The organism is Psychrosphaera saromensis (assembly GCF_002954545.1).
Lineage (GTDB): Bacteria > Pseudomonadota > Gammaproteobacteria > Enterobacterales > Alteromonadaceae > Psychrosphaera > Psychrosphaera saromensis.
Window position 1 is genome coordinate 1,686,804 of record NZ_MSCH01000003.1, and the last position, 12,975, is coordinate 1,699,778.

The window sequence follows — 12,975 nt, forward strand, 5'->3', positions numbered from 1 at the left end:
ACAATAACTTTTTTGATCGCGTAGATTATGAATAAAGAGATCAAAATGAAAAATTTACAATTATTTAACTTAGACGTAACCGACAATGTAGTTTCACCAGATGAGTTTGAAACGACAAACTTAAACTCACCAGCTACGACTATATTTACCGACTTTAAAAAGCACGAAGCCTTAGTCGTAGACAGTGATACTTCAGCGGAAGCTGCATTGCAATTGATGTTGAAAACCCACGTTAGAATGAAGTTGGTCGTATCTCAAGGTGATGATTTCTTAGGGATAATCAGTAGTAATGAGCTTACTGAGCAAAAGATACAGGCTAAAGTTTCTAAAAGTAATAGCCGTAAAGATGTATTGGTGAAAGACTTGATGATACCTAAATATCGTTTACACGCATTTGATTTTGATGAGTTACAAAACGCTACCGTTAACGACGTGTTAAAGGCACTGGACAACTACAAACTTCGTCACTGCTTAGTATTAGATAGAAATAGTCACCACATACGTGGCGTTATTTCATCGAGTGACATTGTCAGAAAGTTAAAATTGAATATGAACCTAGGTTTAGAAAATACATTCAACTCTATCTACCAAGCTGCTCATGCTGCGTAATTAAAGAGTAATACAGCAATTAATCTAGATTCATAACTAGAACAAAAACGGCCTAACATGGTAAATCATGTTAGGCCGTTTTTATTTAACTAGAGTTTTTTCTTGTCGAATATTTAGTGTTCTCCACTTGATTGTGTTTGAATTTTCTTAGCACTTTCTAGTAAGGGTAAAGGTACAAAGCTAGCGGATTTACAGCCGTAAAATGGATCGTTTTTGATATGGTGAGTTTTACTTTTTACTGAGGTAATACTGAGTACAGCATCAAATACCATATCGTGAGAAAAGACATTGGTAGATTTGTTTTTTAAACAGGTTAAATCTATATCAGGTGTTGAGTTTGAAACCTGTGCACTGGCCCAAAATATCATGGGGACATGGGTTTGTTCCTGCGGAGCGAAGGCATAAGGTAGTCCATGCAAATACATTCCTTTTTCACCTAAAGATTCACCATGGTCAGATACATACAACATAGAACTAGCGACATCTTCAGTTTCAGATAAACGTGATAATTCGATAATGATTTGATTAAGTACATAATCGGTATAGGCAATTGAATTATCATAAGAGTTAACGAGTTGCTCTTGCGTACAGTTTTGGATATCGCTACGTTGACAGTCTGGCGTGAACAGGATTTTATTTGACGGATAGCGTTTAAAATAAGTTGGGCCATGAGAGCCAATCATATGTAATACAATTAACGTATTGTCATACTCTAGTTTATGTAACTTTTCACGTAATGGTTGCAGTAAGGCTTCGTCATAACAGTATTCACCATCACATAAAGGGTTGCTCTTTGTTGTTGCAATCTGTTGCGTATTAACCCGAGTGCAAACGCCTTTGCAGCTACCATTGTTATTGCTGATCCATAATACGTCAGTGCCAGCTAAGTGCACTATATCTATGACATTTTGCTGCGAAGTCGCAAGTCGTTTGTCGTAATTACTTTTGTTTAAACGTGAAAACATACAAGGCACAGAAACGGCGGTGGCTGTGCCACATGAACTTATATTAGTGAATGAGATAACATCTTGATTTGCGGTATATCGATTGGTTAATCTGTTGTAACCATTTAGTGAGAAGTTCTGCGCTCGTGCGGTTTCCCCTAATACAAATACCGTCACATGTTTGTTGTTATTTTTATTTATAATCTGAGGTGATGTATCTAACAGTTGGAATTTTAGTGGTGGATAAAAGTAATGTTTACGGGCAAATTTATAAATAGAATCGATACCTTTATAGGGGGTGATATAATCAATTAAATCTTTGTTATTTCTGCCTACTGAGGCGTAATTAGAATAAAAGATTGTACCAATCAATACGGTGATTAACGTCGCTCCCGCAAACAATGTAATTCGGTTAAATAACTCTTTTAAAAAAGGTTGGTAACTTATTTTAATTGAGCAAATCAAAACTGCAGGAATAACCGCAAAGACAATAAAGAAGACTACGGCGTATAAGTTTAAATAAGAGAGTAACTCTGCACTGTCGCTTTCAACCGTGTTTTGTACCATGCCATAATCAAATACAATTCCATAAGTCAGTGTGGCGTAAAACATTAAAGTGGAAATAATAACTGTGATGATCAATATAGGTTTTATTAACCACTTAACGGCAAAAAGACTTTGTATTAAAAGGGTTATAGAAAAGAGAAATATTGGAAAGGTAATTAAAAACAACCAATTAAAATCATCTAAGCCGGTAATCGCATTCGCGCTTTTAAATAAAAATGGAAGGTTTAAAATTAGTGCAATGTAAGCACAAACGATGAGTAATAATTGATTGCTTGTTAAAGTTAAATCTTTAACAAAGTTATCGGCTCTAGTGAAAAGTGGTAAACGGTTAGAATTCATATAAACACCTATAAGTAAGTGCTTCTATGTTAAAATATGAAACTTAAGTTAAGCTTAATCTAAGCTGAAATTTGCCTTTGAAATAAAAAATCCCCGCACAGTGCGAGGATTTAGTCTGTTTAAAAGAGCGGTTATATTCTAACGGTCTATAACTTTAAACTCGATTGAACTTGGGTATTTGTCGCTGTGATAAAGCTTGTGCTCTGCTCTTACATAATCTTCAGCTTTAGCCTTGAATATATTGTCTACGTATTTTTGTGGATTCATATCCATGAACGGAAACATACTGCTTTGCACTTGGATTTGTAATTTATGCCCACGTTTTATGGTGTGCAATACATCCAATAACTCAAACTTAACCAATGTTGGTTTATTTGCTTCAAATGGCTCAGGGATGCTCATGCTGTTTCTGAAACGACCACGAATAATGCCCCAACGAACTAACTCATGACGGTTGCCAGTCTCTTTATCAACCTTATTACTGTTTGCGTCCATACCTGGAAATACATCCACTAATTTAACCACAATATCCGCTGCACTTTGGTCTGTAGAGAACCATAAGTTTAAGTCGATTGCACCTGCAATGGTTTGATCTTCTGTTGCCACATCAGTGTTAAATACTAGAACATCAGTACGACGAGCTGTGAAACGTTGATCTTCAGCCATGTATGGGCGATCCCAGCCACGACTTGTGTGTGCAGAGTGTGGCACTGGTTTTTTAGGATCACTAATGTAATCGCTAAAGCCGCCTTGTTTGTCTTTATGAGTAAGTAACTTTTCATTATTACCTAAATATAAAGTGACATCTTTGCCTTGTTTTGGTGGCCAGGTGTCAAACTCACGCCAGCGATTGGCCCCAGTTTCAAATATAGTTGCTTGTGCTAAAAAACCAGCTTCATTGTTAGAGTCCGCGTCTTTTAAGTTGTCTTTGAAAAACGGCAGTAAAATACGTTCTTGGAACCATTCACTGGTGTTAAAGCCTAAATCAGCTTCACCCATTTTTGAGCCATCTTTACTATTCCATTGACCGTGATACCAAGGCCCCATAATAATATGAACATTGTCTTTTTTATTGTCTTTCGACATTTTTTTATAAGTCGCTAAAGGACCGTATAAGTCTTCAGTGTCATACCAGCCGCCAACAACTAGAGTTGCAGGTTTTACATTATCAAGGTGCTGCAACAGATCTCGTTTCTGCCAGTATGAATCGTAATTTGGATGTTCGGTTAATTCATTCCAAAACGGACGCTCGCCTTTAAAGTAGTTTTTATTAACATTTGAAAGAGGCCCTAAGTTACGGAAAAACTCATAACCATCAGGTGTTACAGAGTCCATTCCTTTAGGCCAATAAGCAAATTCACCGTCGCGTTGTTTATCAAATGTATCAAAGAAAATAAATGCCATTGGCGTAGAGAAAGCACCGTTACGATGAAAATCATCAAAAAACCAATCTGCAATTGGTGCTTGTGGTGATATTGCTTTTAACGCTTTGTGGCTATTTATCGCAGCGACAGAAGTGTAGTAACCAGGATAAGAGGTTCCCCACATGCCGACTTTGCCATTGTTATTTGGTACATTTTTAACTAACCAATCTATGGTGTCGTAGGTATCCGTAGCATCGTCAGTGGCTTTTCCGCCTTTATCGCCTGCATCCTGAGGACGCATGTTGACGTACTTGCCTTCCGACATGAACTTACCGCGCACATCTTGGAATACAAAGATAAAACCTTCTTTTTCAAAGATTTCACTTGGACCTAACTTAGTCTTATATTTATCGGCACCATAAGGAGCAACACGATATGGTGTACGTTGCATCATCATCGGATATTCAGACTTTTTATCGTAAGGAATATAAACTGAAGTAAATAGCTTTATACCGTCTCGCATTGGAATTTGGTATTCATATTTAGCGTAGTGAGAACGTATGTAGTCGGCTCTTTTATCTTGTTTTTTTGTTTCAGCAGCTTGTGTGAAGCCAGCTAAAACTAATAAAACAAATAAGCCAAATAATCTCGGTAAGGCTTTTTTATTCATTTAGTTATCCTTAAATAATTTAAAGTTAGAAAAGTAATTAGAACATGCTCGTTAAAATATTACGCCTGTACTCTGTGACATCATATAAATTCACGCTGAAACAATGTAATTCAACGATGAGTGTTATTGTTTGAAGTTATTAGCTAAAGAATAGAATTAACTGTCGTTGAGCAATAAATAGTGGATGCGAATAGTTTGTATGTAAGCGATACCAATTAATTGTTGGCGTGATAAAGTAGCGTCAATATTAAGTAATGAAACCTAATGTAGAAATAAAATGAAAATATCCCCAGTTGTTCTGTATACAATCATAGTGTCCTTAGGCGGATTTATTTTTGGCTTTGACGCCTCAGTGATCTCTGGAACATTAAATTATATTGTTGCAGAGTTTAATTTAAGCTCAATAGAGCAAGGTTTAGTGGTTAGCGCTCCCACCTTAGGCGCTATTATTGCCACGGTCACAGCTGGTGTACTAGCTGACCGTTTTGGCCGTCGTAATCTACTTATTGCTATTGCATTGCTTTATTTGTTGTCAGCATTTGCATCTGCATTTTCTACTAGCTATTGGATGTTAGTGTCTGCTCGCTTTATTGGCGGATTAGCCTTTTGTTCACTTATGATAGCACCTATGTATATTGCTGAAATCAGCCAACCCAAACAGCGTGGTAAGCTGGTTTCAATTAACCAGCTTAATATTGTTATTGGTTTCTCTGCCGCGTACTTTGCCAATTATTATGTGCTTGAACTTAGTCAGTCTGCAGCAACTTGGGTAACGGCTATTGGGCTTGATACTCATACTTGGCGTTGGATGTTAGGGTTAGAAATTCTGCCTGCGTTAGCTTGGTTTGTATTGTTGTTTTACATACCTCGTAGTCCTCGTTGGTTAGCATTAAAAGGCCAAGACGAAGAGGCCGTTGAAGTTCTCAAGAAATTGAACCCCAATGAGACAGCTCACAATTATCAAGACGATATCAATGAAATTAAGCAATCTTTAAAAAATAAAGACACCTCATTACTAGCAAGCATTAAGTTTTTGTTTAATTCAAAAATTAGATTCGCTATTACCATAGGTATTATTGTTGGTATCGCACAGCAAATTACCGGGATTAATGCCATTTTCTTTTATGCTCCAAGTATCTTTGAGCAAAGTGGAGTAGGGACTAACGCAGCGTTTGCCCAAGCCGTGTTAGTTGGGGTTATCAATGTGTTGTTTACCATTGCCGCTATGATGCTTATTGATAAGTTAGGACGTAAGCCTTTGTTAACTATAGGTTTGGCAGGTGTAGCTCTGAGCATGGCTTTATGTGCTTATGGTTTCTCTCAAGCGACCTATAAATTATCTTCGCAAGATATAGAACAGCTCGAGCTAAAAGAGCCACTTTTAACTCAATTGCATGCCATAGAGCCTGAGACTTATCAGTCAGATGTTGAGTTTAAACAGGCTGCGATTAAATTAGTTGGTCAACAGATATTTAGTACACATCAAGGTGATATTTTAAAACTAGCGGCGACCATGAATGCGACCATTATTTTATTGGGGATTTTAGGCTTTGTTGCCTCTTTTGCATTTTCTTTAGGGCCAGTAATGTGGGTGATGTTTTCTGAAATATTCCCCAATCATGTACGGGGTATCGCTATCTCGTTTGTCAGTGTTATTAACAGCATTGTTAGCTTTACCGTCACCTTTGTATTTCCTTGGGAGTTGGAGGTTCTTGGTTCGGCAGTAACCTTCTTAATTTACGGTGTGTGTGCTTTAGTTAGTTTAGTGTTAGTTATAAAACTATTCCCAGAAACCAAAGGTAAGTCATTAGAAGAGATTGAAGCTGAGATGATGCGTTAGTTCTTTGGTAAGCAATTGCTCAGTCTAAATTGGCTTTAGACAATATTATTGAAAATTTATAAGTTGGAGTAATACATGGCTCGATTAGCATTAATAGGCATGAGTTTATTGTCATTAGTTGGGTGCGATAAAGTGGTAGAAGTAGCCTCTGAACCTCAACTAAAAAGAATCACCTATCAAAGTAAAACTGAGCAAGTAGACCGCGATTATTTTGTTTATTTGCCAAAAGGTTATGAAACAGCCAAAGATAAAAAGTGGCCAGTAATGCTATTTTTACATGGCAATGGCGAACGTGGTGATGGAAATGAACAGTTGGGACATGTATTAAAACATGGACCTTTATATGAAGCCTGGATCCAAAAGAAAGATCTACCTTTTATTATAATATCCCCTCAATTGCCTATGTTTGGTTTTGACCGAGTCGGTATTGATTACATAGATAATCGCAGCAACGACAGTATTCCAAAACGGTTACCAACCGGCGTACCTAAAAGACCAGCCGCATTTGATGTTAGTGGTGAATTAACAGGTGTTCCAGCAGTTGATATGACTCAGATATCACCATTATTTCCTATGGGGTGGGAGCAAGTTGAGCAAGACTTATTAGATATGTTGGTTCAGGTTAAGCAAAGCTTTAATACGGATAACTCTAGAGTTTATATTACCGGGTTAAGTTATGGCGGTGTAGGCACTTGGTATATGGCCAGTAGGCATCCTGAGTTATTTGCGGCCATGGTGCCTGTTGTAGGTTGGGGACATCCTAGTTTAATGGAGCCAATAGCGGAACGTCAGTTACCTGTATGGGCATTTGCTGGAGGGCGAGATTCAGCCGTGGTGGTTGAGTTGTTTTATCATGGTCTTAATCGGTTAGAACAATTGGGGCATAAAGACGTCAGGTTTACGGTTCACGAAGATATGGGGCACGATGCTTGGACTAGAGTGTACTCAGGTGATGATGTTTATACCTGGCTGCTAAGCAATGAATTAAATAGTCACAATCTATAAACCACAACCAATAAACTACAACCAATAAACAATAAAAGTGCACTAGATGGAGATTGTAGAGTCTCGTTCAACTAACTCTGGTAGAAATTGATGACGAATATCTAACTTCTTCTGACCGTATATATTTTTCAATACTAGCCTTGCTGCCATATGACCCATGTCTCTGATTGGGTAGTCTATGGTAGTGAGAGTTGGGAATAATAAACTGGCATAAATTACGTTATCAAATCCAACAATAGATAGGTCTTTAGGTACATCTAAGCCTTTTTGACGAGCGGTTGCTAATGCCCCAGATGCCATTTCATCATTACCGCAAATCAAAACAGTAAAAGGACGACCAACTTCTAGTAGGCTGGATATGCCTTCACAACCACCGCTTTGGGTAAAGTCACCTTGATACATGAGTTGTTCATTAAATGGCAGGTTGTATTCTTGTAAGGCTTTTTTATGACCTTTAATTCTCTCGTTGGAATCTGATTTCCACTTAGGCCCAGAGATATAAGCTATCTCAGTATGACCTTTTTCTAGGATAGACTTTGTCATTAAGTATCCACCTAGTGCATTGTCTAAAGTAATGCAGCTGTCGGCCATTTCTTCAATGAAACGATTAATAAGAACAATGGGCACTTTGCCTTTATTTAATTTTATTAAGTATTCATCAGATACGGCTTCAACATGTAAAATTAATGCATCACAATTTCGGCTTAATAAAAATTCAATACCGTCAATTTCTTTTTCTTCATCACTGTGTCCAGTGGTGATAATGACGTGTTTTCCTGCGTCACGTAACTCAGACTCAGTTCCACCCATCATTTGGCCGAAAAAAGGCCCATGTAGCTCCGAAACTAACAAGCCGACACTATCACTGCGGCTCGATGCAAGGGAACGAGCTGTTGCATTTGGGCGATAGCCTAGCTCTTTCATGGCATCCACTACTTTTTGTTTCGTTTTATCACTTACTTTGGCATTGTTGTTCATAACGCGGGAAACCGTCGCTAATGAAACGCCAGCAAGAGCAGAAACTTGGTATATGGTGGCCATTGTGTTCCTTTTGAGGGGGTATAAGGGAATTTATTTTGCCAGTCTAACCTTAATGGTTGTTAATACCAATTGAATTAATTGGTAATAACAACCTCAGCTTTAGATGAGTAATAAATAGTAGTAAGAATACTTATTATTTATTGTCTAATCGACGTTGGATTAAGTCTTTACTCATTTGTTGTTGTTTTAAATCAGTTAGTGGATAAAAAACCATTAACGCTGCTGCGGCAAAGCCAAATGCGGCAGGTATCCAACTCATAAGGAGTTGCATGCCAGGTAATGAATTTTCAATGGTTGCTTGGTCCATACCGTCATATCCATAACCCGCAAGTACGATTAACACTAATGCTCCAGCAAAGCCGCCGCCAGTTTTTTGTACGAAGGTGCCTGCAGAATAAATTAAACCAGTTGCGCGACGACCATTCTTCCATTCAGAGTAATCAGCTGAGTCGCCTAACATAGAGAAATATAGTGTTGGTAATATTGCGGCGAAAAACTCAGCACTACAACCGACAATAAATACATAAGTTGCATCACCTTGAGGTGCCCAAAAAAGAGCTATTGTCAGTAAACCACTTAATATTAACGATACAATAAATAATTTTTTACGGCCTAACCATTTAGAAAGCGGGCTAGTACATAAAGCTCCAATGATAGAAACAACTAATAAGCCAACAAAATATTGCCCAGCCATCAAATCATCACCAATGAAATATTTAAAGTAATAAGCAATAGCACCGTACTTAATGCCATTTAGCATCATAGTCAAAAAGCCCATACCTAATAAGATTAACCAAGGTTTATTAGTTAACAAATCAACCATATCTCTTTGAGTTCCGCTCATCTCGTCGGAGTTTTTATTAATTAGTTTTTTGATTACAAACCACATGGCAACCATTACAGCAGCAAAGAATAATCCGCTGTTTAAATCTCGGTAATAGAAAAACAGAGTGATAGATAATAGTGGTAAAATGATAAATGGTAGGTTTTTGGTTAAATCAAATAGTTCAGATTTTAAATCAGTGTCAGCTGAAACTGGCGGTGTAATACGTTCCTTTGTGCTAGTAAAACTGATAAGCATTAGTATCACTAATGCACCTGAAAACACATACATAGTGTACTGATAACCCATGGCATCATCACCGGCACCTAACCAAGCAACAAGTTGTGGGGTAAAGCCCATAACCGCCAAACCACCTAAAAATGCACCAGCAAAACGAAAGCCAGACAAACTAGTACGTTCTTTGTCGTCGTCAGTCATTACGCCCATAAGTGCAGAGTAAGGCACGTTGTTAACGGTATAAGCTAAGGTTAAACCAATATATGTGAAGTATGCATAAGCTAGCTTACCGCCTTCACTTAAATCTGGTGTGGTGAAAACTAGGACCATAAATAGGCCTAAAAATGGCGTAGACCATATAATCCAAGGTCTAAATTTACCCCATTTAGTGTCTGTTCTGTCGGCGATCATACCCATTATAATATCGGTAATACCGTCGGTAAGACGAACCACAAGGAATAACATAGCGGCTGCTGCTGCCGTTAAGCCAAATGTATCAGTATAAAATACTGCAAGATACGCTAATGCACCACGCCAAACTAAGTTAGCTGCTGCATCCCCAAAGGCGTATCCTACTTTTTCGTAAAATGGAATTTTTGTCATGATTGATTCTTATTGTTATTTTTTTTGATTTTAAGATAAAAACAAGGCCTTTTAAAAGGCCTTGTTTGCATTATTTTTGACGTTGGCTAATTAACGCTTTATAAGCGTGACCACTATTTTTAATGGTTCTTTCTTGTGTCACATAATCAACACGAACAATACCAAAGCGTTTTAAATAACCTTCAGCCCATTCAAAGTTGTCCATTAAGCTCCAAGCAAAATAACCTTGTACATTAACACCTTGTTCAATGGCGTCGTTTACTGCATTAAGGTGAGTGTTGTAATAATCGATACGATCTAAGTCGTTGATCACGCCATTCTCTACTTTATCAGGCATAGCTGCGCCATTTTCTGCTATGTATACCGGAGGCAATTTGTATAGCTTGTTTAAAGACACTAACAATTCAGTTAATGCTTTTGGATAAATTTCCCAGCCGATGTCTGTTCTAGGATATAGATGTTCTAACTCAGTATAAAACTCACCAACTTCGGTAGGAGCTGTGTAAGTTAAACGTGTGTAATAATTAACACCAAGGAAATCAAGAGGCTGAGCAATAATCTCCATGTCGCCATCAAGTATTACTGGTTTACAGTTATCAGGTAATTCATCAATCATTGCAGGGTAAGCTGCATCAAAGATAGGTTTGCAATACCATTGGTTAATGTATTGATCGGCGTAATCTGCTGCTAGTTTATCTTCAGGTGAGTCTGTAGATGGGTAACAAGGGGTAAAGTTTAGAACAATACCATTCATGCTATCAGGGCTGTTTTTTTGTAGTACTTTCATACCTAAGCCATGGGCTAATAAAATATGATGAGCTGCTTTACGACCAAACTCTTTACCGACAACACCTGGAGCATGTACCCCAATTTCGTAACCTAAGAATGCACTGCAAAATGGTTCGTTAAACGTGGCATAAGAATGAACTCGAGTGCCAAATGCTTTAGTAATTAAATCAACATATTCTGCATATTTGTAAGCTGTTTCACGATTTAACCAACCGCCTTGATCTTCAAGATGTTGTGGTAAATCCCAGTGGTATAAAGTAACAAAAGTTTTAATTCCTTTGGCATTTAAGGTATCTAATAAGTCAGTGTAAAACTTTACACCCTTTGGATTTAATTGACCGTCAAGGGTAATAACACGTGGCCATGAAATAGAAAGGCGGTAAGCATCAACAGATAAAGATTCAATTAATTCAACATCTTGCTGCCATAAATTATAATGATCACAAGCAACTTTACCGTCTGAGTTGTCTACAACGGTACCTTCTTTGGCACAAAAGGTATCCCATATACATGGTAGTCGGTCGTCTATACCACCTTCAATTTGGAAGGAGGCGGTTGCTACACCAAAGGTGAACTTTGGCGATAACATTTTTGAATTTAGTGGTAATTTAATTACGGTCATAATAACTCTAACTCAGTTTTTGTTTTAGTTTGCAGCGTACATATAGAAAGCGCTTATAAAACACTTGAAAAAATAGGCATAAACCTTTCTAATACGGACAATGAAAGCGCTTACAATTGAGCTAAGGGTAATTAGTAATTGGGCAAAGGTCAATAATGATTTTTAATCCGACAAATTATTCTTTTCTCCTATATATTCACCAGTAAATATTCAATAATAATAAAAAAATCAATCTTGAGGGGAACACCATGGCTTCATCTGGTCATTCAACAGATATGCATAACACAATAAATGACGGTAAGAATTACAACTTTGCCTTAACGTCATTAACGACTTTGTTCTTCATGTGGGGCTTTATTACCTGCTTGAACGATATATTAATACCGCATTTAAAAGGGGTTTTTGACCTTAACTACACACAATCTATGTTAATTCAGTTCTGCTTTTTTGGTGCTTACTTCTTAGTGTCATTACCAGCAGGGTCTTTAGTTAAAAAGCTAGGCTACCAAAAAGGTATTGTTATTGGTTTGGTTATTGCCGCATTAGGTTGTTTGATGTTTTATCCCGCCGCAGCTGTTCATAGTTATCCGCTGTTTTTAGGTGCTTTATTTGTATTAGCCAGTGGTATTACATTACTGCAAGTGTCCGCTAATCCTTATGTAACCTTGTTAGGTCCGACAAAGACAGCCTCATCTCGTCTTACAATGACGCAAGGATTTAATGCTCTAGGTACGACAGTAGCTCCATATTTGGGCGCTATATTAATACTGGATCAAGCAACCTCTGAAGTTGCTAAAGCCGACACGGCTGAGTCAGTACAAATACCTTATCTTGTGTTAACTGCAATGTTATTGCTATTAGCCGCAGTATTTGCCTATTTAAAACTTCCACATTTAGAAGATGCTGAAACTCAAGAGGGCGAAGTACTTGAAGGTTCTGCATGGCAGTATCGCCACTTAGTGTTAGGTGCGCTTGGTATTTTTGTTTATGTGGGCGCTGAAGTATCTATTGGTAGTTTCTTAGTGAGCTTATTCGGTGAGGCAGACATTGCAGGCTTAGAAGAAGCAGAAGCGGCTAAATACCTTACTTATTACTGGGGGGGCGCGATGGTTGGTCGTTTCCTTGGTGCAGCTGTTATGCAAAAAGTTGAAGCCGGAAAAGTGTTGGCGTTTAACGCATCGATGGCTTCGATATTAATTGCTGTGACTATTTTGACATCTGGTGCTGTTGCCATGTGGTCTATTTTATTAGTGGGATTATTTAATTCGATTATGTTCCCAACTATTTTCAGCTTAGCGTTAAATGGTTTAGGTAAACACACAAGCCAAGGTTCAGGCGTTTTATGTCTAGCCATTGTTGGTGGTGCTATTGTTCCTTTACTTCAAGGTGTATTAGCTGACTCAATTGGTGTTCAACTTGCCTTTGTTTTACCAATCGTATGTTACGGCTACATTGCCTATTACGGTTTAGTAGGTAGCAAACCAGAATCAGTTAACGTTTAAAGTAAAATAATTTATGAGAA

Annotated in this window: 9 protein-coding genes; 4 read left to right on the forward strand and 5 right to left on the reverse strand. The window is 37.8% G+C overall.

Translation table 11 applies throughout. From position 1 onward, the window contains the following. Positions 1-45 precede the first annotated feature (45 nt). A complete protein-coding gene (locus tag BTO11_RS07735; RefSeq protein ID WP_181135868.1) occupies positions 46-609 on the forward strand; it encodes a CBS domain-containing protein in 564 nt (187 codons plus the stop codon). 113 nt (positions 610-722) lie between these two features. Here the strand turns inward: BTO11_RS07735 and BTO11_RS07740 are convergent, their stop codons facing one another. After that, the gene (locus tag BTO11_RS07740; protein WP_105052064.1) at positions 723-2,459 is read right to left on the reverse strand and encodes a phosphoethanolamine transferase; all 1,737 of its coding nucleotides are present in this window, start codon (positions 2,457-2,459) and stop codon (positions 723-725) included. Between the two features lie 138 nt (positions 2,460-2,597). Next, on the reverse strand, positions 2,598-4,493 hold the full coding sequence (locus BTO11_RS07745) for a CocE/NonD family hydrolase (protein WP_105052065.1): 1,896 nt from the start codon (positions 4,491-4,493) through the stop codon (positions 2,598-2,600). Between the two features lie 277 nt (positions 4,494-4,770). Here BTO11_RS07745 and BTO11_RS07750 point away from each other — a divergent pair, with 277 nt between their 5' ends. Both BTO11_RS07750 and BTO11_RS07755 read left to right on the forward strand, forming a co-directional pair. Continuing rightward, positions 4,771-6,333 carry a sugar porter family MFS transporter gene (locus BTO11_RS07750; protein ID WP_105052066.1) on the forward strand — a complete coding sequence of 521 codons (1,563 nt, stop codon included), beginning with the start codon at positions 4,771-4,773 and terminating at the stop codon, positions 6,331-6,333. A 75-nt stretch (positions 6,334-6,408) separates the two neighbouring features. Next, positions 6,409-7,338, forward strand: coding sequence for a carboxylesterase family protein (locus BTO11_RS07755; protein ID WP_105052067.1), 930 nt, complete (start codon positions 6,409-6,411; stop codon positions 7,336-7,338). 42 nt (positions 7,339-7,380) lie between these two features. On the opposite strand, the gene BTO11_RS07760 is transcribed toward BTO11_RS07755, so the two are convergent. From BTO11_RS07760 to BTO11_RS07770, 3 genes are all read right to left on the reverse strand, one after another. Further along, positions 7,381-8,379 carry a LacI family DNA-binding transcriptional regulator gene (locus BTO11_RS07760; protein WP_105052068.1) on the reverse strand — a complete coding sequence of 333 codons (999 nt, stop codon included), beginning with the start codon at positions 8,377-8,379 and terminating at the stop codon, positions 7,381-7,383. Positions 8,380-8,512: 133 nt separating this feature from the next. Further along, positions 8,513-10,042 carry an MFS transporter gene (locus BTO11_RS07765; RefSeq protein ID WP_105052069.1) on the reverse strand — a complete coding sequence of 510 codons (1,530 nt, stop codon included), beginning with the start codon at positions 10,040-10,042 and terminating at the stop codon, positions 8,513-8,515. 70 nt (positions 10,043-10,112) lie between these two features. Further along, a complete protein-coding gene (locus BTO11_RS07770) occupies positions 10,113-11,453 on the reverse strand; it encodes a GH1 family beta-glucosidase (protein WP_105052070.1) in 1,341 nt (446 codons plus the stop codon). Positions 11,454-11,701: 248 nt separating this feature from the next. On the opposite strand from BTO11_RS07770, the gene BTO11_RS07775 reads away from it, so the two are divergent. Next, the gene (locus BTO11_RS07775; protein WP_105052071.1) at positions 11,702-12,955 is read left to right on the forward strand and encodes a sugar MFS transporter; all 1,254 of its coding nucleotides are present in this window, start codon (positions 11,702-11,704) and stop codon (positions 12,953-12,955) included. Positions 12,956-12,975: the final 20 nt, after the last annotated feature.